Source organism: Serratia sp. PL17, from assembly GCF_017832355.1.
Classification (GTDB): Bacteria; Pseudomonadota; Gammaproteobacteria; order Enterobacterales; family Enterobacteriaceae; genus Serratia.
In genome coordinates this window covers 382,543-408,702 of record NZ_JAFIBY010000003.1, presented here as the reverse complement: position 1 = coordinate 408,702, position 26,160 = coordinate 382,543, and the positions used below count along the sequence as shown (strand labels likewise).

General features: G+C 54.4%; 26 protein-coding genes, 1 tRNA gene and 1 pseudogene. 17 read left to right on the top strand and 11 right to left on the bottom strand.

Annotation, left to right across the window (positions count from 1 at the left end; translation table 11 throughout):
• Window positions 1-62: 62 nt before the first annotated feature.
• Window positions 63-758 (top strand): 4'-phosphopantetheinyl transferase superfamily protein, encoded by a 696-nt coding sequence (locus tag JOE25_RS13530; RefSeq protein WP_209635932.1) that lies wholly within the window; start codon window positions 63-65, stop codon window positions 756-758.
• A gap of 49 nt (window positions 759-807) precedes the next feature.
• Here the strand turns inward: JOE25_RS13530 and rarD are convergent, their stop codons facing one another.
• On the bottom strand, window positions 808-1,689 hold the full coding sequence (rarD, locus tag JOE25_RS13525) for an EamA family transporter RarD (RefSeq protein ID WP_209635930.1): 882 nt from the start codon (window positions 1,687-1,689) through the stop codon (window positions 808-810).
• A gap of 138 nt (window positions 1,690-1,827) precedes the next feature.
• On the opposite strand from rarD, the gene alkB reads away from it, so the two are divergent.
• A complete protein-coding gene (gene alkB, locus JOE25_RS13520; RefSeq protein WP_209635927.1) occupies window positions 1,828-2,475 on the top strand; it encodes a DNA oxidative demethylase AlkB in 648 nt (215 codons plus the stop codon).
• Here alkB and JOE25_RS13515 read toward each other — a convergent pair.
• Window positions 2,458-3,393, bottom strand: coding sequence for a LysR family transcriptional regulator (locus JOE25_RS13515; protein WP_209635925.1), 936 nt, complete (start codon window positions 3,391-3,393; stop codon window positions 2,458-2,460). The genes alkB and JOE25_RS13515 overlap by 18 nt on opposite strands.
• Before the next feature lie 84 nt (window positions 3,394-3,477).
• Between JOE25_RS13515 and JOE25_RS13510 the strand changes: the two genes are divergently transcribed.
• Entirely contained in the window at window positions 3,478-4,107 is a 630-nt protein-coding gene (locus JOE25_RS13510; RefSeq protein ID WP_209635923.1) for an alanyl-tRNA editing protein, read from the top strand.
• 16 nt (window positions 4,108-4,123) lie between these two features.
• On the opposite strand, the gene JOE25_RS13505 is transcribed toward JOE25_RS13510, so the two are convergent.
• Entirely contained in the window at window positions 4,124-4,372 is a 249-nt protein-coding gene (locus JOE25_RS13505; protein WP_209635921.1) for a hypothetical protein, read from the bottom strand.
• A 175-nt stretch (window positions 4,373-4,547) separates the two neighbouring features.
• Between JOE25_RS13505 and JOE25_RS13500 the strand changes: the two genes are divergently transcribed.
• The 8 genes from JOE25_RS13500 (at window position 4,548) to JOE25_RS13465 (ending at window position 14,152) form a co-directional block, all read left to right on the top strand.
• Complete coding sequence (locus JOE25_RS13500; RefSeq protein WP_209635919.1) at window positions 4,548-6,173, top strand: TIGR04028 family ABC transporter substrate-binding protein; 1,626 nt, start codon at window positions 4,548-4,550, stop codon at window positions 6,171-6,173.
• A 10-nt stretch (window positions 6,174-6,183) separates the two neighbouring features.
• Window positions 6,184-7,128, top strand: a complete 945-nt coding sequence (locus tag JOE25_RS13495; protein WP_209635917.1) for an ABC transporter permease — start codon at window positions 6,184-6,186, stop codon at window positions 7,126-7,128.
• A complete protein-coding gene (locus JOE25_RS13490; protein ID WP_209635915.1) occupies window positions 7,125-8,015 on the top strand; it encodes an ABC transporter permease in 891 nt (296 codons plus the stop codon). Before JOE25_RS13495 ends, JOE25_RS13490 begins: the two co-directional genes overlap by 4 nt.
• A complete protein-coding gene (locus JOE25_RS13485; RefSeq protein ID WP_209635913.1) occupies window positions 8,012-9,670 on the top strand; it encodes an ABC transporter ATP-binding protein in 1,659 nt (552 codons plus the stop codon). The genes JOE25_RS13490 and JOE25_RS13485 overlap by 4 nt, the downstream gene beginning before the upstream one ends.
• Window positions 9,660-10,706 carry a putative FMN-dependent luciferase-like monooxygenase gene (locus tag JOE25_RS13480; RefSeq protein WP_209635911.1) on the top strand — a complete coding sequence of 349 codons (1,047 nt, stop codon included), beginning with the start codon at window positions 9,660-9,662 and terminating at the stop codon, window positions 10,704-10,706. The genes JOE25_RS13485 and JOE25_RS13480 overlap by 11 nt, the downstream gene beginning before the upstream one ends.
• Window positions 10,703-11,824: an alkylhydroperoxidase domain protein gene (locus JOE25_RS13475; RefSeq protein ID WP_209635909.1), complete on the top strand. Its 1,122-nt coding sequence runs from the start codon at window positions 10,703-10,705 to the stop codon at window positions 11,822-11,824. Before JOE25_RS13480 ends, JOE25_RS13475 begins: the two co-directional genes overlap by 4 nt.
• Window positions 11,825-12,084: 260 nt before the next feature.
• Window positions 12,085-12,993 carry a sugar glycosyltransferase gene (locus tag JOE25_RS13470; protein WP_209636135.1) on the top strand — a complete coding sequence of 303 codons (909 nt, stop codon included), beginning with the start codon at window positions 12,085-12,087 and terminating at the stop codon, window positions 12,991-12,993.
• On the top strand, window positions 12,971-14,152 hold the full coding sequence (locus JOE25_RS13465) for an O-antigen ligase family protein (RefSeq protein ID WP_209635906.1): 1,182 nt from the start codon (window positions 12,971-12,973) through the stop codon (window positions 14,150-14,152). The genes JOE25_RS13470 and JOE25_RS13465 overlap by 23 nt, the downstream gene beginning before the upstream one ends.
• Here JOE25_RS13465 and JOE25_RS13460 read toward each other — a convergent pair.
• Window positions 14,138-15,232: a glycosyltransferase family 9 protein gene (locus JOE25_RS13460; protein WP_209635904.1), complete on the bottom strand. Its 1,095-nt coding sequence runs from the start codon at window positions 15,230-15,232 to the stop codon at window positions 14,138-14,140. The two genes, JOE25_RS13465 and JOE25_RS13460, sit on opposite strands and share 15 nt — an antisense overlap.
• A 318-nt stretch (window positions 15,233-15,550) precedes the next feature.
• Here JOE25_RS13460 and JOE25_RS13455 point away from each other — a divergent pair, with 318 nt between their 5' ends.
• Both JOE25_RS13455 and JOE25_RS13450 read left to right on the top strand, forming a co-directional pair.
• Window positions 15,551-16,138: a nitroreductase family protein gene (locus JOE25_RS13455; RefSeq protein WP_209635902.1), complete on the top strand. Its 588-nt coding sequence runs from the start codon at window positions 15,551-15,553 to the stop codon at window positions 16,136-16,138.
• A gap of 155 nt (window positions 16,139-16,293) precedes the next feature.
• The gene (locus JOE25_RS13450; protein ID WP_209635900.1) at window positions 16,294-16,587 is read left to right on the top strand and encodes a DUF2623 family protein; all 294 of its coding nucleotides are present in this window, start codon (window positions 16,294-16,296) and stop codon (window positions 16,585-16,587) included.
• A gap of 27 nt (window positions 16,588-16,614) precedes the next feature.
• Here JOE25_RS13450 and JOE25_RS13445 read toward each other — a convergent pair whose 3' ends face one another.
• Window positions 16,615-17,184 carry an XRE family transcriptional regulator gene (locus tag JOE25_RS13445; protein WP_209635898.1) on the bottom strand — a complete coding sequence of 190 codons (570 nt, stop codon included), beginning with the start codon at window positions 17,182-17,184 and terminating at the stop codon, window positions 16,615-16,617.
• 39 nt (window positions 17,185-17,223) lie between these two features.
• On the opposite strand from JOE25_RS13445, the gene JOE25_RS13440 reads away from it, so the two are divergent.
• Both JOE25_RS13440 and JOE25_RS13435 read left to right on the top strand, forming a co-directional pair.
• Complete coding sequence (locus tag JOE25_RS13440; RefSeq protein ID WP_209635896.1) at window positions 17,224-17,742, top strand: GNAT family N-acetyltransferase; 519 nt, start codon at window positions 17,224-17,226, stop codon at window positions 17,740-17,742.
• A 24-nt stretch (window positions 17,743-17,766) separates the two neighbouring features.
• Complete coding sequence (locus tag JOE25_RS13435; protein ID WP_209635894.1) at window positions 17,767-18,210, top strand: DMT family transporter; 444 nt, start codon at window positions 17,767-17,769, stop codon at window positions 18,208-18,210.
• A gap of 48 nt (window positions 18,211-18,258) precedes the next feature.
• On the opposite strand, the gene JOE25_RS13430 is transcribed toward JOE25_RS13435, so the two are convergent.
• On the bottom strand, window positions 18,259-19,146 hold the full coding sequence (locus tag JOE25_RS13430; RefSeq protein ID WP_245209868.1) for an SDR family oxidoreductase: 888 nt from the start codon (window positions 19,144-19,146) through the stop codon (window positions 18,259-18,261).
• A 140-nt stretch (window positions 19,147-19,286) separates the two neighbouring features.
• Here JOE25_RS13430 and JOE25_RS13425 point away from each other — a divergent pair, with 140 nt between their 5' ends.
• Complete coding sequence (locus JOE25_RS13425; protein WP_209635890.1) at window positions 19,287-20,219, top strand: LysR family transcriptional regulator; 933 nt, start codon at window positions 19,287-19,289, stop codon at window positions 20,217-20,219.
• A gap of 328 nt (window positions 20,220-20,547) precedes the next feature.
• Here the strand turns inward: JOE25_RS13425 and JOE25_RS13420 are convergent, their stop codons facing one another.
• The 4 genes and pseudogenes from JOE25_RS13420 to JOE25_RS13405 form a co-directional block, all read right to left on the bottom strand.
• Window positions 20,548-21,579, bottom strand: coding sequence for a methionine synthase (locus JOE25_RS13420; protein ID WP_209635888.1), 1,032 nt, complete (start codon window positions 21,577-21,579; stop codon window positions 20,548-20,550).
• A gap of 27 nt (window positions 21,580-21,606) precedes the next feature.
• Window positions 21,607-22,584 carry a DUF1852 domain-containing protein gene (locus JOE25_RS13415; protein ID WP_209635886.1) on the bottom strand — a complete coding sequence of 326 codons (978 nt, stop codon included), beginning with the start codon at window positions 22,582-22,584 and terminating at the stop codon, window positions 21,607-21,609.
• A 333-nt stretch (window positions 22,585-22,917) separates the two neighbouring features.
• A pseudogene (locus JOE25_RS13410) lies at window positions 22,918-23,275 on the bottom strand (pseudouridine synthase); the annotation flags it as partial.
• A 101-nt stretch (window positions 23,276-23,376) separates the two neighbouring features.
• Window positions 23,377-23,452, bottom strand: a tRNA-Asn gene (locus JOE25_RS13405).
• A 349-nt stretch (window positions 23,453-23,801) separates the two neighbouring features.
• On the opposite strand from JOE25_RS13405, the gene nac reads away from it, so the two are divergent.
• A complete protein-coding gene (nac, locus tag JOE25_RS13400; protein ID WP_209635883.1) occupies window positions 23,802-24,725 on the top strand; it encodes a nitrogen assimilation transcriptional regulator NAC in 924 nt (307 codons plus the stop codon).
• Between the two features lie 71 nt (window positions 24,726-24,796).
• Here the strand turns inward: nac and JOE25_RS13395 are convergent, their stop codons facing one another.
• Complete coding sequence (locus tag JOE25_RS13395; RefSeq protein ID WP_209636133.1) at window positions 24,797-25,714, bottom strand: bestrophin family ion channel; 918 nt, start codon at window positions 25,712-25,714, stop codon at window positions 24,797-24,799.
• Between the last annotated feature and the right edge of the window lie 446 nt (window positions 25,715-26,160).

Genomic DNA, 26,160 nt, shown 5'->3' with positions numbered 1-26,160 from the left:
CATTGTTGCCCTTGGGTTCGGCGTCTAAAATTAGCGGTCGGCGTACTCACCATGGATGACACGTGTTCTCATCTTTTATCCCCAGCATTGAATGGTTGCACCTGAACGATTATCCGGGGCAGGTCGCGCGCTGCCGATTTTTATTGGCAAACTATCAGGACAGCTGTTTCGCTGATATAGGCATGACGATCCCCGATCATTTAACGAAAGCGGTGCCAAAAAGGCGGGCTGAGTATTTGGCCGGGCGTTATTTGGCGCGGGCATTGTTGGCGCCGCAGGGATTTGCTGATTTCACCTTGTTGCGCGGTGAAGACCGTGCGCCGCAGTGGCCACCGGGTATTGCTGGCGCTATCAGCCATAATGCGGATACTGCGCTTTGCGCCGTGCATCTGGAGCCTGGGTTGGGGGGAGTAGGTGTAGATGTCGAAACGCATATGCCCACTGCGCGGGCTGAAGAACTCTGGGGCGCTATCGTGAGTGAAGCAGAGTACGACGTGATACGCACTCTGCCATTGCCCTTTAACCATGCGTTGACGTTGGTATTCTCTGCCAAAGAAAGCCTGTTTAAAGCCTTGTATCCGCAGGTGCGCAGCTATTTTGATTTTCTCAATGCGCGGCTGGTGGCACTCGATACACAACGCCAGGCCTTTGAGTTAGAACTGCTCAAACCGCTCACACCGTCTTGCCATATCGGCCGCCGTTTCAGCGGGCGTTATTGGCAAGACGGTGACGACGTCACAACCTTTATATTTGTATAAATTACAATTTAATCAATTGATTAAGTGCGTTGCACTGTCACGTCAGGCGCTAGATCCGCCTTCTGCGCAACAGATGGCGGGCACCTTCCGACACCAATAACAACACCGCCAGCCAGATGGGGATATAGGTCAGCCATTCATCCCGGCCGATGCTCTCGCCCAGCAACAGTGCCACTACCACCAGCAATACCGGTTCCACATAGCTCAGCAGACCGAACAGGCTGAACGGCAGCAGGCGGCTGGCGAGGATATAGCATATCAGCGCAGCGGCGCTGATGACCCCCAGCAACGGAATTTGCCAATAGAGTGTTGGGCTGATACTCAGCGCCGCCAACGGCCCGTCTCCGCCGAAGGCGAACCCGGCCGCGACAGGTAGCATCAACGCCAGCTCACACCACAACCCACCAAGATTATCGGTGCCGAAACGGCGGCGCAGAATAAAGTAAACCGGATAGCCCAGCGCCACCACCAGTGTGGTCCAGGAGACGCCGCCGACCTGGTAGAGTTCATTACCGACGCCGATAATGGCGCAGGCTACCGCCAGTTTTTGCAGCAGCGAAAGCCGGTCACGGAATATCAAGCGGCCTGCAAGTACCATTGTCAGTGGCAGCAGGAAATACCCGAGCGAGACCTCCAGCGCTTTGCCATGCAGCGGTGCCCATAAAAACAGCCAGAGTTGAACCCCCAACAACGCCGAGCTCAGCGGCAGAAACAGCAGGCGGCGCGGCCGTTGTTTTATCCAGCGTAGCGTCTCGTTCACCCTGCGCCAGTCGGCGGAAAACACCATAAACAGCGTTAAAAAGGGGACCGTCAACAGCGTCCGCCAGCCAAAGACTTGCTCGCCGTTGAGCGGTGTGAGGGTCGACGTGTAGTAATACATCACGCCGAACAATATCGAGGCGATGACGGAAAGCACTATCCCTTTGATCACAAGCATCCTGAAAAGTTATTGATTTGATTGCCGGTACTCTAGAGAAGTTTAGCGCCGACAACAATGCTGCGTATCACACTGGACAATTGCCGGTGACGGGGTAGAATTGATACTGTGTATTAATACAGGTGTTTTACAATGACGCTCGATCTTTTTGAAGACGCTGTACCGCCGCCGTGGCGCGAACAGATCGCCCCGGGTGCGGTAGTGATGCACGGTTTTGTGCGCGATCATGGCCCGGCGTTGCTGGCTGCGGTTAATGGGGTGATCGCCCAAGTACCCTGGCGGCATATGACCACGCCGGGCGGCCACGTGATGTCGGTGGCAATGAGCTGGTGCGGTAACGGCTGGAGTAGCGACAGCCGCGGCTACCGCTATTCTGAACGTGACTCGCGCAGCGGTAAACGTTGGCCACCGATCCCGGATATCCTGATGGCGCTGGCAGATGAAGCGGCGCAACAGGCGGGCTTTGCCCCCTTTGTACCGGATTCTTGCTTAATGAACCGCTACGATCCAGGCAGCAAACTCTCATTGCATCAGGACAAAGACGAGCATGATTTTGGCTCGCCGATCGTCTCCGTTTCACTGGGGCTACCGGCGGTGTTTCAGTTCGGCGGCATGCAGCGCAGCGATCGGGCTCAGCGCATCCCCTTGGCGCACGGCGACGTGGTGGTGTGGGGCGGCCCGTCACGCCTGTGTTTTCACGGCATAATGCCGATCAAAGAGGGCTACCATTCATTGGTGGGGCCACACCGTATCAATATCACTCTACGCAAGGCGCTTTAACTGTGGCTCTTTAGCCAGACACGCGACCAGATAGTCGATAAACACCCGCAGCTTGGGTGGCAGGTGTTGATTGGGCGCATACAACAGCCACAGGCCACCGTGGTAACTGCTGAGGAAGTCCCATTCCGGCAGTACTTGCACCACCTCACCGCTGTCCAACGCCTGTCGGGCCGTAAAATACGGCAGGCTGCCAATGCCAATATGCTGTTTTACCGCATCCAATCTTACGCCAGTATGGTTAGCGGCATAACGACCGCGCACATTGACCGCTACCGTTTTACCGGCTCGTCGGAACTTCCAGCGGGCATCGTTGGCGGTTTCCCCCAGGTAAATGCAACTGTGGTGCGCCAGGTCCTGCGGGTGTTGTGGCGTGCCATGCTGCGCCAGATAGGCGGGCGTGGCACACAGCAGGTGTTCGATAGTCATCAACTGCCGGCCGATCAAGCCGGGTGACGGCCGCTCGGTAATGCGCAGAGCCAGATCGACCCGATCGTCAATTAAGTCCATATAACGGTCTTCCAGCCGCAGGCGGACGTCCACCTTGGGATAACGGCGTAAAAATGCCGGTATATGCGGGTGCAACACAAAGCGGCCCACGGCCTTGGGCACGCTGACGCTGATCAGCCCCTCTGGCTCTACCGTCCCGCGTCCGCTGAATTCCATCACCGATTGGGCGGCGTCCAGCATGCTGCGACAGCGTTGAAACACCTCTTCACCTTGCTCACTCAGGCGTAGCTTGCGCGTGGTGCGGTGCAGCAGTTGTAATGCCAACGCCTGTTCCAATTTGGCCAGGCTACGGCTGGCGGCAGAAGGGGAAGTGCCTAATCGGCGAGCGGCGGCGGAAAAACTGCCGCTCTCTACGACCTGAACAAATACGGCCATTTCGGCCAGCAGCGAATGAGAGAGATTTGTGCTCACAGCGCAAAGGTCCATTGTAATGTTGACGGATTATCCTTTGATTATGGCACGAATATAATAGGCTCTCTATTCAGGAGAAAAACCATGACCGAACGGCTTTATTATTACAGCGACGACTTACAAGGCGAAGCGCAGGTGCTGGCCTGCACCCCGATTGAAGAGGGTGGATACGCGATAGAGCTGGACGCCACGCTATTCCACCCGCAAGGCGGTGGGCAACCGGCCGACGGCGGTCAACTTGGTACTGTCCCGGTATTACGCGTGGCACAGCAGGGCGACAAAGTGCTGCATTTTACCGCTGAACCCTTGCCCACAGGGCCGGTGAAGGTACAGATTGAGGGTGAACTGCGCCGATTGCATACCCGTTGGCACTCTGCCGGGCACCTCATCGGTTGGTTGGGTGAAACGCGTGGTTGGCAACCGGTGAAGGCACACCACTGGCCAGGCGAAGGGCGGATCACCTTTGCACCGGGCGCGGAGCCGCAAACGTTGGATCAGGATTTCCTGCAAGCGGAACTGGCGCGGCTGATTGCGGCAGATTTACCGCGTAAGCAAGTGGCGGTTGATGGCCTGCGTCAGGTGGGGTTTGGCGCGTTGCCGACCTATGGCTGCGGTGGTACCCATGTGTCTTCGCTGGCCGCGCTCGGCACCGTCAACATCACTGCGCTAAAAGTGAAAAAAGGGCAACTGATTGTGCAGTACGAATTGGCTTAAAACCCTTTCCGGGCGGCTATTTTGCCGGCCCGTCCTGCCGTAGCATGGTGCAGAAGGCGCACTGGCATCCCGCCTGCGGCAGCGCTGCGCAGGTGCCGATGTTGACTGCTTGCGCGTCCATTGCGTGAAAACCATAAAATATATTCTCGATATTATTTTCCGCTGTGCGCGCCTGTTCTGGCTGCGGTTCAGGCACTTTGGACTGAAACGCGTCTGCCCGTCCGGCCAACAGACCAAGGAACAGCAGCGAAAGCTGAATCTTCATTTTGCATCTCCCGGTTTGGTTTCTGATACGTTATAACAAAACACCCTTTCTGCCAACCGTCGTCGCCTTGTGCATTTTCCACCATTGGTTAGCGAAATTAGTTCGTTCAACTCACCGCCGATTTGGTTTGTTATCTAACCCATAACATTCCGAAATAAAGAAGGCGTGACATACGATGTTTAATTTCTCTTTCAATAGATTAACCAGCGGAATAACAGTGGCACTGGGCTTGCTGACGGCCATGACACCGGCACTGGCGTCGGTGCAGGGCGGCACGCTTGTCTACCTGGAACAGCAGGCGCACACCAACCTTTATCCGCCTTCCGGCGGCTTCTACCCCAACGGCGGCATCCTCAACCAAATCACCGACAAACTGACCTACCAGAATCCCAAAACGCTGGAGATTGAGCCGTGGCTCGCCGAGTCCTGGAGCAGCAACGCCGACAAAACTGAATACACGTTCAAGCTGCGACCGGGTGTGACGTTCTCTGACGGTACGCCGTTGGACGCCAACGCAGTGGCGAAGAATTTCGATACCTATGGCTTGGGCAACAAAGAGAGGCGTTTGCCGGTTTCCGAGGTGATCAATAACTACGATCGCAGCGAAGTGATCGACTCGCTAACCGTCAAATTTTACTTCAAACGCTCATCGCCGGGTTTTTTGCAGGGTACCGCCACCATTGGTTCCGGCCTGGTTTCTCTCAGCACCTTAAACCGTAACTATGACGAGCTGGGCGATGCGCGCCATATTATCGGTTCCGGCCCGTTTGTGGTCAGCGGCGAGACGCTGGGACGCGAAGTTGATCTGAGCGTGCGCAAGGATTACCGGTGGGGCCCAACCAAACTGGCCCAGCAAGGGCGCGCTAATCTGGATGGCATTAAAGTGATCGTAACCGGTGAAGACAGCGTGCGTATTGGTGCGCTGCAGGCCGGGCAGGCGGACTTTATCCGCCAGATCCAGGCCTACGACGAGAAGCAGACGCAAGATCAGGGCTTCATTATCTACGCGGCCCCAACGCGTGGCGTCAATGACAGCGTCGCCTTCCGCCCGGACAACCCATTAGTGAGCGATCTGCGCGTGCGTCAGGCGTTGCTGCACGCCACGGACAGCAAACAGATCGTCGATACGCTGTTCTCGGTTAACTACCCGCAGGCCAAATCGGTGATTGCCTCTTCCGCCGCCGGTTTCGTCGACCTGTCCGCCAAGCTGAAATTCGACCCGGAGCTGGCCAACCGTTTGTTGGATGAGGCGGGCTGGAAAAAGGGCAGCGACGGTCTGCGTGAGAAGGGCGGCAAAAAACTGCTGCTGAACATCTATGAATCGCTGCCGCAGCCGCAGAACAAAGCGGTGCTACAGCTCGTTTCGCAGCAGTGGGGCAACGTGGGGGCGCGGCTGAACATTCTGGCAGGCGACGCTGGCAGCAAGGTAGCCGATAACCTGGATCCACAAAAAACGCCCGCGGCGGTAGTGGAAGTGGGACGGGCGGATCCCGACGTGATTAAAAGTCAGTTCTACCCGACCAACCGTGATGCGCTGTTGCAGCAAGGAGGGACGGGCAAAAACAGTACGTTCAACGATGACAAGCTAAACGCGTTGCTGCTGGGTATCGCTTCTGAGGTGGACGCACAAAAACGCCTGCAAATTGCCGGCGAAGCGCAAAACTACCTGCTCGATCAGGCCTATGTGATCCCGTTCTTCGAAGAACCGCAGGTGTTTGCCGGCGTGCCTTATTTGAAAGGGATCAGTTTCGAAGCTGTCGGCCGCCCGAGTTTTTACGGCGCCTGGTTAGAGAAACACTAAGGGGGCCACGATGAGCCGATATTTGGCACGGCGTATTGGGCAGGCGCTGCTGGTACTCTGGGCGACCTTTAGCCTGTCGTTTATCTTGCTGCAGGTGCTGCCTGGCGACGCCATTTTGATTAAATTCCAGAACCCGGACATGGGCTTAAGCCCTGCGCAGATCGCCGATATGCGTGCCGCCTATGGTGCCGACGTGTCGCTGTGGCAACAGTATTTACATGCACTGGGCAACGTGCTGCGTGGCGACCTGGGCTATTCCATCCAGGCCGGTGTGCCGGTCACCGAACTGTTGGCCACTCACCTGCCCGCTACGCTGCAGCTGGCGATACTGGGGTTTACATTGGCGCTGATTCTGGCATCGGCCATTGCCTTTCTTTCCAATTTGACCGGTTTTGGCTGGCTGAGAGCAATACTGCAGTCGTTGCCGTCGCTCTTTGTGTCGGTACCCACCTTCTGGTTGGGTATCGCGCTGATTCAGGTTTTTTCGTTCCAACTCAAACTGATCCCGGTAATTAATCCCGGTGAGTGGCAAGGGCTGATTCTGCCGATTGTCACGCTGGCAGTGCCGATCTCCGCGCCGTTGGCACAGATCCTGATCCGCAGTATTGATCAGGTGCAGACCCAGCCGTTTGTCGCCGTAGCCCGTGCCAAAGGTGCCAGCCGCAGCAGGGTGCTATGGCGTCATGTCGCCCGCAACGCCATGCTGCCTACGCTGACGATTGCAGGCATTCTGCTTGGCGAGCTGATTGCGGGGGCATTGATCACCGAAACCGTATTTGGTCGCAGCGGGTTGGGTCAGCTCACCTTGCAAGCGGTACTTAATCAGGATGTCGCGGTGCTACAGGCCGTTGTGGTGATTTCGGCCGCCGCTTTCGTCACCCTTAATCTGCTGGTGGATCTGCTGTTCCCGCTGTTGGATCCCCGCCTGAAAACCCACACAGGAGCCGCCGTATGAGCAGTATCTCTTTTGAGAAAGCTATCGTGCCGGAGCGTGATCTGGGCAGCATGGAAAGCGAAGGTTCGTTACCGGCCAGCCGGCCACGCCGTCGCCGTGTGTCGTTGACGTTGCTGCTGGCCTGGGCCGTGATCGTCATTGCGGTATTGTGGGCGCTGGCTCCACAGTTATTTACCGCGTACAGCGGTACTGAAGGCATTGCCGGTGCTCAACGGTTGGCGCCGGGAGGCGCGCACTGGCTGGGTACCGATCAACTGGGGCGCGATCTGTACGCACGCATTGTCTACGGCACTTCGCAGACGCTGTCCGCCGCGCTGGTGGCGGTCGCTCTGGGCTTGTTGCTGGGTACATCGCTTGGGTTGATTGCCGGTGCGCTAGGGGGGATCGCCGATGAGGCCGTGATGCGCTTCATCGATGTGTTGCTGTCGATCCCCGGTCTGCTGCTGTCGCTGAGCATTATTATTTTGTTGGGGTTTGGCACGGTTAACGCGGCAATTGCCGTCGGGATCACGTCTGTCGCCAACTTTGCTCGGCTGGCACGCGCAGAAGTGGTGCGGGTACGTCACAGCGATTACGTTGAGGCGGCCTATGGCAGTGGCGGCAGCTTTTGGGCCGTGCTGTGGCGGCATATCTTGCCGAACTCACTGACCTCGGTTATCGCTTTCTCGGCGCTGCAATTTGGCAGCGCCATTCTGGCGATCGCCACGCTGAGCTTCCTGGGCTACGGCACCCCGCCGCCAACGCCGGAATGGGGGCTTTTGATCGCCGAAGGGCGCAACTACATTTCGACCGCCTGGTGGTTGACGGCCTTCCCGGGGCTGGCGGTGGTAGCGGTGGTGTTGGCAGCCAACCGCATCAATCGCGCATTAGGGAGACCCCAAGCATGAGCCTTCAGACTGCATTACAGCGATCGTCGGTTGTGCCGGTGTTGGAATTGGATCAGGTGTCGATAGCCTACGGCAGCCAGCCTGTGGTTCATCAGGTATCGTTCTCCATTCAACCGGGAGAAGTGGTGGCGCTGGTGGGCGAGTCAGGGTCGGGTAAAACGACCACCGCGCAGGCGATCATGGGTCTGCTGACAGAAAATGGTCGTCTGGAGCAGGGGGCCATCCGTCTCAACGGTACCGATATCAGCCACTGGTCGCCACGGCGTTTGGACGCTGTGCGCGGCGCGCAAATCAGTTTGATCCCGCAGGATCCGTCCAGCTCACTCAACCCGGTGAAAACCGTTGGCGAACAGGTGGCGGAGATCCTCAACATTCATTGTCGGTTGCCACGCAAACACGTCCAGCAGCGGGTGGTGGCATTGTTGACCCGAGTAGGGTTGACGCACCCTGAATTACGCGCTCGTCAGTACCCGCACGAACTTTCCGGTGGCATGAAACAACGCGTTCTCATTGCGATTGCCATTGCTTTGCAGCCGGCGTTGATTATTGCCGATGAGCCAACCAGTGCACTGGATGTGACGGTGCAAAAACGCATTCTCGATCTGATTGATGAGTTACGTCAGGAATGTGGTACGGCGGTGTTGTTGGTGACTCACGATCTGGCTGTGGCGGCGGAGCGTGCCGATCGGCTGCTGGTGTTTCGTCATGGCCGGGTACAGGAGCAAGGGGCGACCGCCGAGGTGCTGCGTGCACCTGCTTGCGATTATACCCGCCAGCTGTTTACCGACGTACCGTCGTTGGCCCGCGCCGCGCCGCCACCTGGCCATGTCCCGCAAGAACTGGCGATCCAGGTCAATGGGCTAGTGAAACATTTCCGCCTGGATGGCACCGGTCGCAAAACGCACCCTGCGTTGGATCAGGTGTCCTTCAGCGTACCGCGCGGCACCACGCATGCCTTAGTGGGGGAATCCGGGTCAGGCAAGACCACGCTGGCACGTTGTTTACTCGGTTTTCAAAGGCCGGATTCCGGGCAAATTATGATCGATGGCGTCGATTTCACCCAGTTGAAAGGCGAAGCGTTGCGGCAGTTCCGCCGCCGTATTCAACTGGTGTATCAGAATCCATTCGGCTCGCTCGATCCATCGCAAACCCTGTATCAGGTGATTGAAGAACCGCTGCTGAACTTTGAACCACTGAGCAAAGCAGAGCGTTATCGCCGGGTGCGGGATTTGTTTGAACGGGTTGCGCTACCGAATGAATTGCTGAGTCGTAAACCCCGTGAACTCTCCGGTGGTCAACGACAGCGGGTGGCGATCGCCCGGGCGCTGGTGTTGCAACCCCGCGTGCTGGTGCTGGATGAGGCGACGTCGGCATTGGATGTCCGGGTACAGGCGCAAATCTTGCGGCTGTTGCAGGATCTGCAGCAGGAACTGGGGCTGACCTATTTGTTTATCTCACACGATCTGGCCACGGTGCGGCAGATTTCACACAGCGTTTCGGTCCTGCACCGCGGTGTTCAGGTGGACAACGGTGCGACCGGCGATCTGTTCGCCATGCCGGGCAGTGATTACACCCGGCAGTTGATTGAGGCCATTCCCGGTCGGCAGTTTTATGCCGAACCGCCTAAGGTTGAGGATGCAGTCTATGAGCAGTAAAAGACTCGGTTTTTTTACACGGTTACTGGATCAAGGCAGTGCGCAGCAGCGCTATCGGCTCGCGACCGAACAAATCGTGCATGCCGAACGGGCCGGATTTGATAGCGCTTGGGTAGCGCAACACCATTTTCATGAGGATGAGGGGGGCTTGCCTTCCCCGTTGGTATTTCTGGCGCAGGTGGCGGCGCGTACCCGCGATATTCGGCTGGGAACGGGGGTGATCACGCTGCCGATGGAGTCCGCCATTCGAGTGGCAGAGGACACCGCGGTGCTGGATCTCCTGTCCGACGGCAGGCTGGAAGTTGGCATCGCGGCCGGCGGTACGCCTTCTTCGTTCAGCGCCTTTGGTTTCGATGCCACGCAGCGCCACGCGGTATTTGCGGATAATTTCAACACGCTATTGCGCGCCTGGCGAGGAGAGGACTTGGGGGGTGGGGACAACCGCCTGTATCCGGCTGCACCGCAGTTGGCGGAACGGGTCTGGCAGGCCACGTTTTCGGTGGAGGGGGGCGAACGCGCCGGACGGGCCGGTGACGGTCTGATGCTATCGCGCACGCAACCGCGCCCGGCGGATACCCCCGACTTGCCGTTAGACGAATTGCAGAACCCGATTATTGACGCCTATCTGGCAGCTTTACCGGCGGGCATCGCGCCGCGCATCATGGGATCGCGCACCGCATTGGTCACTGACAATGGCCAGCTGGCGCGCGATCTGGCCGCGCAGGGGCTGGGCCGTGGGCTTGAACGCCTGCGTGCCAGCGGCCATCGACCGTCCGATGAGTCGCTTGATGGGCTGATCCGTGCCTTTGACGTGCATCTTGGCAGTCCGGATCAGGTCATTGCTTCGTTGCAGAAAGACAGCGCGCTGGCGCGGGTGACGGACCTGGCGTTTCAGGTACATTCCATCGATCCGCCGCACGCCCATATTTTGCGCTCGATTGAACTGATCGCTCGCCATGTCGCCCCTGAACTGGGTTGGCAACGCCGCACACCCGCGACGGTCTCCTATGAACATCACGCTGAGGAAAAGGTATGACTGCAACATGGAACAACGACGATCTGCTGGCCGTGTTGGCTGAGATTACGCCCGGTTCTGCGCTGGCGCAGGCAAGAGCAACGCGGCAGGCGGCAACAGACGCGATTCAGGCCAGTTACCTGGCGCTGTTTTTCCCCGCAGACGCGGGGGGCTTTTCCGTAGCGCAGCGGTTGCACATCGCGCAGCGTATCAGCGAATGGCATGCAGACAAGCGACTCTCCGCGCATTATGCGGCGTTGCTGCAACAACGGGGTAGTGCAGAGGAGGGGCCGTATTTGCAGGCCGCCCTGGATCATGCCGAGCGGCTGGCGTTTAAACCCGCCAGCGCCGACGCGCAGCATCTGCGGGGGCTACAGCAGGCGGGTTGGACGCTGGACGCTATCGTCACCCTGTCGCAACTGATCGCGTTTGTCAGCTTCCAAAGCCGGCTGCTGACGGGGTATAGGTTGCTTGGCGGTAAGCCGGTAGAAGAGGACAGTGTGGGTGCGCCAGTCAGAGCAGGCCGTTGGCGCACCGAATCGGCCACGCTGAGTGGTCGCCATACGCCGCCGGCGTTTACTCGGCAGGAACTGGGGTGGGAGCCTTGGATCGCCGCTAAACCACTGGCAGAATTTGACGCATCAGGCCAGGCGCTGTTGACGCGCTTTGGGCATAGCGATTCAGAATATTTCCGTCTGTTGGCCCGCAATCATCCGGTGTTGGAACAGCGGACGCTGGCGGACCGCGCGATTTTCTACACCTCGGGCGGGCTGGAGCGTAAAGATCGTGAACTCGCGGCGACGGTTGCGAGCAAGGTCAATGGCTGTATCTATTGCGCGTCGGTACATGCTCGCAAGGCAGCGCAATTGTCTAAGCAGACGGATGAGGTGCAGCGTTTGCTGGACATCGCTCCGGGAGAGGTATTGAGTGAAGGGCAAGGGGCGTCGTGGCGCGTGCAAATAGACTTTGCCGCGGCGTTGTCCGCCACGCCGCCACAGGCTAATGCCGTTCATCTGGCGCAACTGCGCGGGCTGGGGTTGGATGAGGTGTCCTTGCTGGATCTGGTGCAGTCAACGGCCTTCTTTGCCTGGGCGAATCGGCTGATGCTGACCCTTGGAGAACCCTTCGACGATCGGTAAAGCAAGTGCAAAACTCACGTTGAAATAACCGGGGATACGTTATTCGCCCCGGTATAATTAAAATAATAATTACCGTTCCCTACAGATTATTAACCTGATTAACAAATGCACACATCTCTTGTCATTATCATGACGAATAATTCAAATTGAAAAAATTGCTCCATCCCCCTCAATGCTTAGATACTCAGCCCATCAGTGAATTTAATTCAAAAATAGACAGTTAATGTTGGCTGGACGCATTTTCGATGGGATACGGCGCGATGGGAAGTTTTTTTAAGCAGGTATATCGTTATTCTCATGCACGGCCTTATCGGCATAATGAAAACCTCTGGCCGTACGTGAAAATTGAGCGTGCAGAGAGCGGAGAAATTGCGGTATTAGCGTATAAAAGACAGACCGTGCCCATAGCGACGTTGTCAGCATTGAAAGACAGTTGTCAGGGGCCGGTATTGCTCACCGCAACAGGGCCTTCGGTAAAAAAGATGTGCTTTAGCAACATCCCGGATATGCCGGCGATCGGCGTCAATGGTGCCTATTCCTTAAGCAAACAGGTCAGCTTCCGCTTTTACGTTATTGTCGATATGGGCTTTATCGATCGGCGGCCGGATATTATCCAGGATATTATCACTGAGCCTGACTTAATCCTGTTTACGACGGTACACGGCGTGGCGAAAATAATCGACCGGTTCACATTGACCGGGGTGAAGTGCCGGTTTGCCGTGGTTGAGGATGCAGCCTTCAAAATTTATAACCCGAAAATCAATCCGTTGGCGCTGTGGGAACATTATCGCCACGATCCGAGCGTTGATTTCTCGCCTGCATGTAAATCCATCGCATTTAGCCATGACATTCGGCATGGCATTTTCGATGCCGGGACCGTGGTGTATTGGGCCTTTCAGATAATTGCCTTTTTGGGCTTTAAACAGCTCTTTATTGCAGGGCTGGATATGAACAATTTCCATTTGCCACGCTTTTATGAAACCCCCGAAAACCAATTGCCAACCTTTTTACCAGAGAAGGTTGATGATTTGATTATCCCGGCTTTTAGCCATGCCGGAGAAAGCATGAAAATAAAAAATATTGTTATAAGAAATTTTTCTTTGAGCAGTGCCATTGACACAAGTATTTTTGAAAAGGTTGATTGCAATGATTTTTTCAAGAAGAACTGATGTCACGGCATTGATCTCTGTTTACGCTTTTCTGGCCTTCTCTTTTTTCAGCGCTATTTTCTGCGGTTTTACCCGGGTTAATAATTTATTCCATATCGCGGCATTTTTCTTCCTGTTTAGGTTGTGCACCAGGACAGCGTTTCGGCAAGCCTGGCATAAAAGACGATCGGCCGTCGTGGGGATCGTGTTGGCCGCATGTTTTCTCACCTATTACTCTGTCAGCAATCTCTGGGGGGGCACACCGGGTAATATGGTCTCCACCTTGACGCACAGCGTTTATATTCTGATTTATCTTGCTCTGTTGGTCACCGTGTTGGAGAGCCCTCACCGTACTCTTTTGCTGTGCTGCGTGATCGCTGGCATCACTGTGCTATGTCTTTACCTGACCTGGGTTGATTACCGGGCAATTTATGCCCTAAGAGAAACGTCAGACGCCAATCCCGGCCCGCGCAATGTGATAGACCTTGCCGGTTATGCCGCGTTGGGGATTATTTTAAGCCTATTGGTATTTCGTGATACCCAACAAAGAAAGGTGCTGCTGTCGATCCCGGTGCTCTTTGCTTTTATGGTCTTAACGCAAAGTCGTGGGCCTTTAATCGCACTATTGTCCTCGCTGGCATTAACCACATCCTACCTGGCGCTGAATAAAAAAACGGCTGTTTCCATTGTGGCGGTGCTGATACTTGCCATTGGCGCGGTTGTGTTTTCACCGATTGGCGAGATGCTGATTACGCGTTTTGGTGAATTGTATCAGCAGAGTTTTGTACGGATGAGTATTTGGCGACACAGCGGGTTGCTGATAGCGCAGGCGCCCTTTTTTGGCTATGGGTTTGATAAAGAACTGACCTTCACCAATTACACCGGCGAGTTTATTCATACGACACATAGCCTGTACCTGGGGGCATTACTCAAGGGTGGGTTAGTCGGGTTTGGCTTGTTTGCAGGATTATTGGTGTTTGGTGCGGTGCTTGCTGTCCGTCATCTCAACGCCGGGCGACGCCTGGAAGCCACATTGTATTTCTTCATGCTGATTTTCTATTGTTCACAGGGCATGTTTGTCATCGCCAATCCGGCCGAGTTTTGGTACCTGTTTTGGTTCCCGCTGGCCACGGTGTTTGCCCAGCCTGTTCCACCGGACAGCCGATCAACCGAGTTGTAACGCGTTCGTCACTTTGTCAAAGACCTGCTGCTCTGTGATGATGCTAAGCGGCTGGCGGCGTTGGGCGGCACTGAGCTGTACCCTATCTGTAGGGACGTACATGACCTGGTGCAACGCGCTATTTTGATAGGGGCCGGTATGCTGCGGATTGGCCGTGACAAACAGGCTGACGGTGGGGGTTTTGAGGGCAATGGCCAGATGCAAGGGGCCGGTATCGCCGGTGACCAGAACTTGCAGGTTTGACATCACCCCCAGCAGCTGCGGCAGGGTCGTTTTACCCATATGGCTGACCACGCGTTGTTGCTCTGAGGCAGTCAGGCCGGCCATAAATGCCTTTTCGATAGCGAGCTCTTTCGGGGTGCCAATTAACTCAATCTGGTTGTGTGGCGAGTGCGCCAACAGCAGCTTTGCCAGTTGGGTAAAGCGTTCGACGGGCCAGCAGCGCAACGTCTCGGAAGCCCCCATTTGGAAACCAATCAGGGTGTTACCGGCGGTTTTATTCACCGCTGGAAACTCAACAGGGATAAACATCTCGGTATTGTCTGTACGGCAACCCAATTGCGCCACCAGATCCAACTTGCGCTGAATTAAATGCCCGCCAGTGCTACGGCTGACTCCGGTCAACCAGGGTTCCATGCCGGTGGCTTTGTTGCCGTAAGCGTCTTTGAAGACATATTGGCAACCGGCAGTAATGGCGGCAATGACATCGTAAGGCGATTTGGAGTGTAGGATGATCGCCAGTTCAGGCTTATGTTTGCGCAGTTGGTGAATAATACTGAGGATGTCTTTTGCTTTATGATCCCAATAAATAACATCATCAAAGTATTGGCTTGTCGCGACCAGCTGTTTGTTTTTATGGCTTGAAATAAGGGTGAGGCGTGCCGCCGGGTAACGTTCACGCACTGCGCGAATAGCGGGCGTATTAAACATGAGATCGCCAAGTGCGGTGGTAGAGAAAATAACAATGCGATTAAACGTCAGGTCAGGATGAAAACCGGCTTTATCTTTAAGGTTGCCGCCAAACCGGGTGTAGACCTGCAAAAAGGCGTTGGCCGCCGTTATTTTCCATTGTTTTGACATCTTATTTCACTTTGAGTTGATTGGCGTACCGGCCTGACGGGCACATCATATGATGTTTATCCTGACGGGCCAATGGGCGGCAATATATTGCTACATATACTTGCGCAACCTTAATAAAGGGGCAGCGGGCTGCCCCTTTACCGCATCAACGTTGCCAAACTTGTGGGCCGGAAACGACACCCGCCCTGGAGGGCATGCCTGGATGGGCTGCAACAGGAACTCCTGCGCTGCGCGATAGCACAAAATAAAAGTTTTGCTGGCGTGAGTCGTGGGAATATCAGATAACGTTGCTATTCCCTACCCATGAGAGAGATGTCCATGAGCCAGCCAAGAATTTCCGATCACCCGATTGATGCGCAGTTTATTGAACGCTGGTCGCCGCGCGCGCTGGCGAATGATCCTATCGACGATGCAACCCTGCTGAGCTTCTTTGAAGCGGCGCGCTGGTCGCCTTCAGCGTATAACGTTCAGCCATGGCGCTTTGCCTACAGCAAGCACGGTTCGGCCAGTTGGGACACCTACCTGGATTTCCTGGTTGAATTCAACCGCGGTTGGGCGCAACACGCTTCAGCGTTGGTGGTGATCATCTCCAAAACCACCAGTCTGAACGGTGAAAAAGAAGTGAGCAACCCAAGCCACGCCTTCGATGCCGGTGCCGCATGGGCCAATCTGGCGCTACAGGCGCATTTGAAAGGCTGGTTGACCCACTGCATGGGGGGCATCCACCACGATAAAATCAAGGCTGCGCTCAATCTGCCGGACAACTATCAGGTGCATGGCATCGTGGCTATCGGTAAAGCGGGGGACAAATCCCGTCTGCCTGAGTTTCTGCAGCAAAAAGAGATCCCTTCAGGGCGCTTGCCACTCGAGCAGACCGTGGTGGAAGGGCTGAACTTTACCCTGTAAACATTCTGTCAGAAACTCATCGGCCCGCAAGATCGCCTTCTGCGGGCTTTTTTATGCCGTAAGACGATGAGTAAAACTTTGTGAGTATGTTCATGGCCACAATCATCGTTATATAATATTTTATATAGCGAAAGTGAAGAGAAAAGGGAGGGGCCATGAACAATCACTTCGGCAAGGGGCTGATGGCCGGTTTGAAAGCGCAAGACGCCAGCCCACCTGGCCAACTATCCCGGTTCTGCTGTGACTACAAACGGGGTTTCGTGTTGGGATATGCCCACCATTTGGCAGAAAGCTTGGGGGACGAAAATCAGGCGGCGTTCGAGGCCGGGTTACTTTGCCGGGCCTACGATCTCAACGGGGAACTGATGAGCGAGTTCTTCTCGGGCGGTGCCAATCGCCTGGCCGAAAAGTTTTTCTGCGCAGGGTATAACCGGGATCCGCAAAGCTAAGCGCAACACGCCTAAGGCCTGACGGGCTCAGGCCTTGTTCATCACCACCACCAGGTAAATGCAGGTTTCAGCGCTCTCATTTTTGAACACACAGTCGGTGGGCGGGCCAAGTTCAAGGCAATCACCTTCAGCCATCTCATGGCGAATTTCACCTTCCTGAAACACCAACGTACCTGACAACACCCAAAGCAATTGCCGCATAAACGCGTAGGCCGAGGCCGGCATGGGGATCTCTGCGCCCGCAGGCAATTCGATGCGTACCAGATCGAGCGGCATATCAGACTGTGGCGACACGTGGCGACGGATGTAGCCGCTGTCAGGATCGACCCAAATCGGCTGGTCCTGCTGGCGCATCATCCGGCCTTCCTGCGTTTCCGCCCGGGCAATCAATTTGGACATGCTCAAACCGAACGCGCCGGAAAGCCGCCCGAGCAACATCGCGGTAGGGCTGCTGTCGCCACGTTCAATTTTGTGCACCATGGCGCGCGAAACGCCGGCCCTCTCGGCCAGATCGGACAGCGACCAATGGCGTGCTTCACGTTCGATGCGGATCCGCGCGCCGATGCGTTGATTTAGGTTGTCTAATTTATTATTCATATCGTAGTATGATAGTAGACGGTCAACCAAGAGGTCAACATGCTTATACGTAACGCGACTATAACCGATAGTGCAGGCATTGCCGCTATCTATAACGACGCCGTGCTCAATACCACGGCAATCTGGAATGAACGTAGCGTCGACGCGGCGAACCGTGAGGCATGGATGGCGGAACGGCAGGCCGCGGGCTATCCGGTGTTGGTCGCGATTAATGAGGCGGGCGAGGTGATGGGTTATGCCTCATTCGGCGACTGGCGGGCTTGGGACGGTTACCGTCACACTGTCGAGCACTCGGTTTATGTCCGCAAAGATTGCCGTGGCGGCGGAGTAGGCAAAACGTTGTTGATCGCACTGATTGAGCATGCGCGGGTGATTGGCAAGCATGTCATGGTGGCGGGTATTGAATCCGGTAACCAGGCGTCCGTCCAGTTGCACCTCAATCTGGGCTTCGAGATGGTCGGACGGATGAGCGAAGTCGGCGCCAAGTTCGGCAAATGGCTGGATTTGACCTTCTTACAGTTAAAGCTCGATGACAGCAACGCGCCGCCGGCCCGCTAATCGCGCCGTAAATCCAGGATCGCTATGAATATCATGCTATTGCTGCTGGTGGCTGCCGGGATCAGTTTGGTTATCCAGAACCTGTTAATGGTGCGCATTACTGAAAGCGTGTCGACGGTGTTGATTACGCTGGTCATCAACTCTAGCGTCGGCCTGTTGCTATTGATGGGGCTATTGTTCGCCAAAAATGGCGTGAGCGCGTTAGCGGAGGTGACTGGCGCGCTCAGGGTTTGGATGCTGTTGCCCGGTTTACTGGGATCATTTTTTGTTTTCTCCGGCATCCTGGGCTACCAGAAGCTGGGGGCGGCGACCACCATTGCCGTATTGGTTGCCAGCCAACTGGTCGCAGGGTTGATGGTGGATATCTACAAAGCCGGGCCTGCCGCGTTGCGCGAAAATTTGCCAGCGCTTTTGGGCGGCGTGTTGTTGGTCATTGGCGCTTTTCTGGTGGCGAGACGAAGTTTTTGAACGTGGCAAGGCCCGCCCGGTTTTCCGAACGGGCCAGCCGAAAAGGGGCTAATAGGTGAAAGCGGCCCGGTGTTTGCGGATAAATTCAGGCCAACGAACCGGTTCTCTGCCGGCTATCGCCGGGAAGTTGTCGAAAGTCTCTTCGACACCGGGAATATCGCGTTCGGCAATGCGCCGCAGGTTGTCGCCCACGCAGTTCATATAGGCCATTTCGGCACCGGACTGCCGCATATTTTCCAGGAAAATCCGGGGGTCAAGTGCTTCATAGCGGAACGGCTGGCCAAGTATTTCAGTCATCATGGCCGCGATCTCGCCATAAGACTTGGCGTCATAACCCAGACGATAGGTTTTACCCGCGTGCTCTTCAGGGTGCAGCAGTGAACAGGCCGCTGCCCGTGCAACGTCCTCACCATCCACCCAACTGAAGGGGGCATCGCCGGTGTATTGCTGAATGACGCCATTGACGACGGCCGGAACGCCGCCGTAGCCGATCACATTTTGCATAAAGCACTCCGGCCGCAAATGCGTAAAGGAGAAGCCCAAAGCTTCAATATAGCGTTCGATCAGCTGATGCCAAGCCCAGTGTGCAATCGTGGTGTCGTCACGACCGCAGGCGCCCAGGTGCACAATATGCTGTACGCCGGCTTGTTTTGCCTTATCGAGAAACACTTTGCTCTGGCGCAACATATCGACGGTGTAGCCGGTTGCCAGAAAGACACGGTCAATGTTTTGCAGCGCGGGCGCCAGCGTGTCTTCTTTATCAAAATCCATAATGACAGTGCGAATGTTTTGCGCCTCAAAAGGCGCCGCTTTTTGCGGGGAGCGCACGGCAGCGATCGGCGTGATGGAAGGATCCGCCTGGAGAAAGCGCAGAGTATCACCCCCTATCTGGCCGGTGGCACCGGTAATCAGCACCCTGGGTTTCGTTATGCTCATGAGTAAACTCCTTTTGTGTGTGACTGAATAAGGCATGGGCCTCATGCCTGGCGATAGAGAGGAGTTTACTGAGAAAAATATTCCTATTTAGGCTATAAATTACCAAGTTTATGGAATTAAATTCATTAATGTGGCGGGTTATGTATTCTTCAGAAAGACTGAAAGGTATCGACTTATTTGTCTGCGTGGCGGATATGGGCAGCTTTACTGCTGCGGCTGAACGCATGAATTTGACCACCTCGGCCATCAGTAAAGGTATTGCACGTTTAGAAGCGCGGTTGCAGGTTCGTCTGTTTCATCGCACGACGCGGCGATTGTCACTGACCGATGCCGGGGTGAGGTTTTATCGCACCTGTACCGGTGTGCTTGGCGAACTGGAAGAGGCGGAGCTTTCAATGCAGGCCGAAAGCACCCAACCACAGGGAAAGGTGCGTATTGATCTGCCAGCTTCCTACGGCCGTCTGCATGCGTTGCCGGTGATCCTTAAACTGATCGAGGATCACCCATTGTTGATGCCGCATATTTCTTTTTCCGATCGCTTTGTTGATCCTGTAAGAGAAGGCATCGACATTATCGTACGTATTGGTGGCGCGGATATTTGGCCAAATACTTTGGGGCATTGCTATCTGGGCGCCCAACGGCATATTTTCTGCGCTTCGCCAGCCTATTTGGAAAAGCGTGGCGCGCCGGCAACCGCACAGGATTTAGAGAATCACAGCTGCGTGGTTTACGGTGAGGGAAACGGTCTGCCCACGCCTTGGCATTTTGCCGGCGTACAACCCAATAGCAGCGAGAAAAAGGTGTTGCCCGGGCGGGTGGCAATCGGTGATGCGGAAGGCCAGCTTACCGCAGTATTGGCCGGGCACGGTATTGCACAATTGCCCACCTGGCTGGTGAAGCGACAGCGTGAAGAGGGCACTTTGGTTGAAGTGTTGCCCCATTTGGCAACCGATGGGCTACCGATTAATTTGGCCTGGCTCAAAAGCCGTCAGGCATTGCCTAAAGTCCGTGCTTTGTTGACGATCCTGACCGAGAATTTGGGCCCGTCAGGCAGTCAGTTGAGCCCAGTATGAGGCAGAGTAACCTTTCATTAAGCCCTTAGGAGAAAGATCAGGAGACGGCGACGGTGAGTTTTTTTACTTCCCTGAATCCTATTTTATTCCTTAATTTTTACGGTACTTACCGTACATTCAAGTCGCTTGGTCAATTTAATAGCAACTGAATCTAACGGTGAGGAAGCTAAGTGGTGCAAGCATGTCTCGGGAATAAAGACGAAAAGGCGGAGTGTGACGCAGACTGATGCAACGAACACTAACGATTGCGGGTGGAAAAGCGAAAGCCCACTCAGGTTTTCCCGAGTGGGCTCAAAGGGGAGTCTCTGGACGTAAACGCCGGGTGACGTTATTTCGCCGAAAGCTCTTTCCGGATGATTTCTGCTCCTGCGCTTAAGGCATTGAGTTTGCCCGTGGCGACCTGACGAGATAAGGGAGCCATGCCGCAGTTAGTTGAAGGATAAAGCTTGTCGGCATCTACAAACTGGAGTGCTTTGCGCAATGTATTGGCGACTTCTTCCGGTGTTTCTATGGTATTGGTTGCCACGTCAATGGCCCCAACCATCACCTTTTTACCGCGAATCAGTTCAAGCAGGTCCATTGGGACATGCGAGTTATGACATTCCAGCGAGATGATATCGATGTTAGATGTCTGCAGTTTGGGGAAAGCCTCTTCATATTGCCGCCACTCTGAGCCCAGCGTCTTTTTCCAATCGGTATTGGCCTTGATGCCATATCCATAGCAGATATGTACGGCTGTTTCACATTTAAGTCCCTCAATGGCCCTTTCTAATGCGGCGATCCCCCAATCGTTCACCTCATCAAAAAATACATTAAAGGCCGGCTCATCAAACTGGATAATATCGACGCCGGCAGCTTCTAATTCTTTTGCTTCTTGATTGAGAATTTTTGCAAATTCCCAGGCGAGTTTTTCGCGGCTTTTATAGTGGTTGTCATAAAGCGTATCTATCATCGTCATAGGGCCGGGCAGGGCCCATTTAATCGGCTGCTTGGTGAGCTGACGTAAAAACTTGGCATCTTCGACAAAAACAGGTTTTTGACGAGCCACCGCTCCCACGACAGTCGGCACACTTGCATCGTAGCGATTACGAATTTTAACGACCTGACGCTTTTCAAAATCAACGCCGCTGAGGTGTTCAATAAACGTCGTGACAAAGTGTTGGCGCGTTTGCTCGCCGTCACTGACAATGTCGATGCCTGCACGCAGTTGATCTTCCAGAGATAAACGCAGAGCATCTTGTTTCCCCTCAACTAACTCTTCATTTTGCAACTTCCAGGGGGACCAAAGTGTCTCTGGTTGCGCAAGCCAGGAAGGTTTAGGCAAACTGCCAGCCGTTGACGTGGGGAGTAATATTTTCATAGTAGATGACCTTTTATTTTCTGTTAATCAAAGCGCGCAGTTAGCGGACCATTGTTCAAGAATATTTTTGTAGGGTTTGATAAAGTGCTCTTCAGTAAATTTCCCCTGCTCAATAGCTAACTGGCTGCGTTCTTCCCGGTCATAAACAATTTTTGTTAATGAATGATCCTGGTGATTCAGGCTGGGTTGATAATATTGCCCTGCCGCAGAATTACTATTATAAATCTCAGGTCGGTAAATTTTTTGGAAAGTCTCCATCGTACTGATAGTGCTGATAAGCTCAATATCAGTGTAATCACTCAGTAAATCACCAGAGAAATAAAAGGCCAAAGGTGCAACGCTATTTTTAGGCATGAAATAACGAACCTGCAACCCCATTTTGTTGAAATATTTTTCAGTTAAAGATGAATCATTCTGCTGGTATTCGATACCTAATACAGGATGCTGGTTCCCCGTCCGGTAGTAGGTGTCTTTACTTGAGACACTTAAACATATCACAGGCGATTTTTTAAAGTTCTCTTTGTACTCATGTGAGTTAACGAAGTATTTAAATATGTTCCCGTGCAAGCTACCAAAATCATCTGGGATGCTAAAGTGGGGTTGGTTATTATTGTGTTCTAACAGCAATACGCTGAAGTCATAATCCCGCACGTAAGAAGAGAAATTGTTCCCAACAATGCCTTCAATGCGTTCGTTATTTTTCTTGTCAATAACATTTGTTTTCAATATTTCAATCACAGGGAAGGTATTGCCATTGCCTGAAATATTCATCTCAACAGAAATGATTTCAAGTTCGACCGAGTAGCGATCCCCTTTGGGGTTATCCCAATGCGCTAATGTATTGAAACGATTATTAATCATCACCAAGGTGTTGCGTAAATTCTCTTGGCGATTTTTCCCTCTGGCCAAGTTAGCAAAGTTGGTCGTAATACGCGTACCTTCTGAAGGGTTATAGTTCTCATCAAAAGGAGTGCTCTTAATCGTAAATGTGAAGTCTTTATTCATCCTAATCTTGCACCCTGGTTCTGACATGAAAAATGAATTTATTTCTTGATTAGCCCGAGGTTACCGGCTTTCTCATTCATCAGTCTTTATGTTGTCAATACGTTAATATTGTATAATTTATGCCAGAGCCATGAGATGAGTGAAAGCGAGTTAATTTCATTACGACATGAGTCATATTCATGATCTGGCGGATGGGTGGGGCTGACACTGTCGCAGAAGCCCCTGGCCTGAAAGAGGCCGCGCGGGGAGCGGTGGCATGTGCGTGCGCAGCCATGCGCAAAAGCACACTCTTTGTATTATCACCCCAGGTCCGCGGATTCCCGTCAAACGCGTTTAGAACGGGCTGGTATTGTGGGCTTTGATCCACGCATTGCTATGGATGAATAAAATGCAGCTCACTGGCGTGCAGCATTAGTCGTTGCGCCTGTTCGGTGCCTAGTAACAGGCGGCCACCATACAGGTCACAACCTAAAATAGGGTGACCCAACTGCTGGCAGTGGATGCGGAGTTGATGAGTACGACCGGTTTCCGGGGTGAGCTGTACCCGCGTCAATGGCAGTAACGTCCCGTCTTCCCATTCATGACAAAAGCGCTCAACCACCCGATAATGGGAGCGCGCGGGTTTACCCTGGATTGCGCTAATCGACATCAGCGTGAAAAGCGCGGGGTCCTTGGCAATTGCTGCGTCTATTTTTCAGTCTGCTGACGAATGACGATCGCCTTTTGCCGACGATCGGATATTACGCATAGCAAAACGCCCGCTTAAGTTTCCTTAAGCGGGCGTCTCTAATATGGCTCCTCTGACTGGACTCGAACCAGTGACATACGGATTAACAGTCCGCCGTTCTACCGACTGAACTACAGAGGAATCGTGTGAACGGGGCGAATAATAGCGGGGTGGCTCGGGCTTGTAAAGCCTGAAAACGCCTTGCCGTTTCGTTTGCTGCAAGATTATTCAACTTGCTGCTTTTTATCGCTTTTATTGGTGCACGGCTGTGCGATGCGCCAGGGATGCCCCTTTGGCACCCCTGTTATGCCTTATCTTGGTGCACGCGTTTGTTTCTTCCTGCCGCGTAATGTGGCGATTTTATCGACGGTAGCATCATTTTTTCTTATTTTTCCGTCGATTAGTTCATGCATCCTCTTATTGTGTCGGTCTGGCCCGGATTTTGCTGCAGCTCTTCTCATTCGCAGTTAAGGGGTATGACGGAGGCAATATGAATTTCAGACGTCTGAAGTATTTCGTGAAAATCGTCGATATCGGCAGCCTGACTCAGGCGGCAGAAGTGTTGCATATTGCTCAGCCAGCGCTCAGCCAACAATTGGCCACGTTGGAAGGGGAGCTGAAACAGCAACTGCTGATCCGCACCAAACGTGGCGTGATGCCGACCGAAGCCGGCAACATTCTTTATGCGCATGCCCAGACCATTTTGCGTCAGTGTGAGCAGGCGCAAAGTGCGGTCAACAGTGCCGGACAGGCCATGAGCGGTCATGTCTCCGTTGGGTTGGCACCGGGTAGCTTGGCGTCTCAACTGGCGCTGCCGTTGCTACAGGCGGTACGCGATCAGCACCCGGGTATTTTGCTCAGCCTGAACGAGAATATCGGTTCGACGTTGGCCGGGCAGGTCGCCAACCAGAATCTGGATATGGCGGTCATTTACGGCACTAAAATGCCCGCAGGTCTGCAGGCCACGGCATTGATACGGGAAGATCTCTATCTGGTGGCGACGCGGGCGGTCCCCAATCCCGGCAACAGTGTTGATCTGCTGGACGTCGCACGACTGAATTTGTTCCTGCCACGCGAAGGGGATGTGGTGCGAAACCAGGTGGATGAAGCCATGGCGGTGCGCAAGCTGGCTGCCAACGTGATTGGTGAAATTGAATCCTCCGATACCCTGAGCGCGGCTATCGCCAGCGGTCTCGGTGCCACCATTTTGCCGGAGTCGGTTGCGCGCGCAATGATTGGCCCCGCGAAGGCGTGGATGGCACGCATCAATGCCGCCTCGCTAAGCGTACCCTTGTCGTTGTGTATTTCCGGCCAGCAGTCGCTGTCGGCGCCCGCGTTGGTGGTGAAGGATATTTTGCTGTCAATCGCCGCCAGCCGCAGTCAGGAAAAACGCGTGCTGGCGTTGGTGCAGTAAATCAGGACCGGCCCCGATGGTGAGCGTGCCGTTTCAGGTGCGGTTTTCACCGCCCCTGACATTGTCGCCAACTAGCTGAGTTGATAATGGCTGTCCGGCCGTGCCGCTGGCGGTAAATCGGTCTCGTCGTTCATCTCGCGCAGGTTGATCTCAATGGCGTTGCACATGGCATTAAGTGGCAGATCGTTGGCGGCGGTGCCGAACGGATCTTCCAGTTCTTCTGCCAGGGAATCGAGTGAGATGAAGGTATAGGAAATGAATACCGACACCAATGGCGTCATGTAATGCAGATCCGGTACCAGTGCGAAAGGCAACAGCGTACAGAACAGGTACACCGTCCGGTGAACGATCAGGCTGTAGGCGAAGGGGATCGGCGTATTGGCAATGCGTTCACAACCACCGAGGATCTCGGACAGTCGATTGAGGTTCTGATCGATACTGTGAAACAGCACGTCAGACAGCTGTGCCGATTGCCGCTTCTCACCCAGCCATTGGCCCATCATCAGCAGCAGCCTGTTGCAGGGGGACGTGCTCGTCTCAATCGGCCGTAAATCAGCGTTGGGTAACAGGCGTTGCAGATCGGCACTGATATCGGTGCCGCGCAGTTGGTGTTTCAGGCAGTAGCTGAACGCCATCAGCAGGGCCGCAAATTCACGCGCAGCCTCATCTTGCTGAGGCAACAGGCTTTTAATCTGGCGTAACAGCGAGCGCTGTACGATCAACAAGCTGCCCCATAACAGCCTTGCCTCGGTAAATCTCGCATAGCTGACGCTGTTGCGAAAACCGAGGAAGATGGCGATCGCCACGCCCAAAAGACTGAAGGGGGCCAGCGTGAGTTTGACGCCCAGATGTTCGTACCATTGAAAACACAGCACGGCAACGATCGACATGGCAATGTTAAGGCTGAGACGAAACAGAATTTTGGAGAGCACCGAACCGTGCCAGACGAAAAGCCGTCTGAACCAGTGTTGCTGAGGTCTGACAATCATATGAGTGGTAACGACTGGGGAATGGGAGCCGCTGTTGTAACAGATATGAGGCGTAGACATCAACGATCTGCGGATGAAAAGTTAAAGATTCGCATTCTGCGTAATGCGGATTACTTACGGTGTTTTTGAGAGCGCTCAAGGCTATTTCGGTCGATAAACGTCAGATGTACTATGAAGCTCATGCGCCCCGACCGAGCAAGGGGCCGTAAACGCGGCCCCTTGCAACCCGCGCTCTTGCCCACTCAGACGGTTGGCTACGCCAACGGCTCTTACTTCATCACGCCGCATCACAGCCTGCTACGACAGGCGTCCCTGCCTGTCTCGCCTGAAACTGCCGTCCATGGCGGTTTCGCCTATGCGTTGTGCTTGCGTTCGACGTCTTCAGGGCGCCCAATACCATGCTCATCGCATCATGTTCTCTGTCTTCACCCAACGTCACACTGAGG

Coding starts and splice junctions, on each gene's coding strand:
- JOE25_RS13505 (WP_209635921.1), bottom strand. CDS start 4,372: ATGAAGATTCAGCTTTCGCTGCTGTTCCTTGGTCTGTTGGCCGGACGG.
- JOE25_RS13440 (WP_209635896.1), top strand. CDS start 17,224: ATGCTTATACGTAACGCGACTATAACCGATAGTGCAGGCATTGCCGCT.
- JOE25_RS13445 (WP_209635898.1), bottom strand. CDS start 17,184: ATGAATAATAAATTAGACAACCTAAATCAACGCATCGGCGCGCGGATC.
- JOE25_RS13420 (WP_209635888.1), bottom strand. CDS start 21,579: ATGAAAATATTACTCCCCACGTCAACGGCTGGCAGTTTGCCTAAACCT.
- JOE25_RS13435 (WP_209635894.1), top strand. CDS start 17,767: ATGAATATCATGCTATTGCTGCTGGTGGCTGCCGGGATCAGTTTGGTT.
- JOE25_RS13470 (WP_209636135.1), top strand. CDS start 12,085: ATGGGAAGTTTTTTTAAGCAGGTATATCGTTATTCTCATGCACGGCCT.
- JOE25_RS13455 (WP_209635902.1), top strand. CDS start 15,551: ATGAGCCAGCCAAGAATTTCCGATCACCCGATTGATGCGCAGTTTATT.
- JOE25_RS13485 (WP_209635913.1), top strand. CDS start 8,012: ATGAGCCTTCAGACTGCATTACAGCGATCGTCGGTTGTGCCGGTGTTG.
- JOE25_RS13465 (WP_209635906.1), top strand. CDS start 12,971: ATGATTTTTTCAAGAAGAACTGATGTCACGGCATTGATCTCTGTTTAC.
- JOE25_RS13460 (WP_209635904.1), bottom strand. CDS start 15,232: ATGTCAAAACAATGGAAAATAACGGCGGCCAACGCCTTTTTGCAGGTC.
- JOE25_RS13425 (WP_209635890.1), top strand. CDS start 19,287: ATGTATTCTTCAGAAAGACTGAAAGGTATCGACTTATTTGTCTGCGTG.
- JOE25_RS13500 (WP_209635919.1), top strand. CDS start 4,548: ATGTTTAATTTCTCTTTCAATAGATTAACCAGCGGAATAACAGTGGCA.
- alkB (WP_209635927.1), top strand. CDS start 1,828: ATGACGCTCGATCTTTTTGAAGACGCTGTACCGCCGCCGTGGCGCGAA.
- nac (WP_209635883.1), top strand. CDS start 23,802: ATGAATTTCAGACGTCTGAAGTATTTCGTGAAAATCGTCGATATCGGC.
- JOE25_RS13475 (WP_209635909.1), top strand. CDS start 10,703: ATGACTGCAACATGGAACAACGACGATCTGCTGGCCGTGTTGGCTGAG.
- JOE25_RS13495 (WP_209635917.1), top strand. CDS start 6,184: ATGAGCCGATATTTGGCACGGCGTATTGGGCAGGCGCTGCTGGTACTC.
- JOE25_RS13490 (WP_209635915.1), top strand. CDS start 7,125: ATGAGCAGTATCTCTTTTGAGAAAGCTATCGTGCCGGAGCGTGATCTG.
- JOE25_RS13480 (WP_209635911.1), top strand. CDS start 9,660: ATGAGCAGTAAAAGACTCGGTTTTTTTACACGGTTACTGGATCAAGGC.
- JOE25_RS13510 (WP_209635923.1), top strand. CDS start 3,478: ATGACCGAACGGCTTTATTATTACAGCGACGACTTACAAGGCGAAGCG.
- JOE25_RS13415 (WP_209635886.1), bottom strand. CDS start 22,584: ATGAATAAAGACTTCACATTTACGATTAAGAGCACTCCTTTTGATGAG.
- JOE25_RS13395 (WP_209636133.1), bottom strand. CDS start 25,714: ATGATTGTCAGACCTCAGCAACACTGGTTCAGACGGCTTTTCGTCTGG.
- JOE25_RS13430 (WP_245209868.1), bottom strand. CDS start 19,146: ATGAGCATAACGAAACCCAGGGTGCTGATTACCGGTGCCACCGGCCAG.
- JOE25_RS13450 (WP_209635900.1), top strand. CDS start 16,294: ATGAACAATCACTTCGGCAAGGGGCTGATGGCCGGTTTGAAAGCGCAA.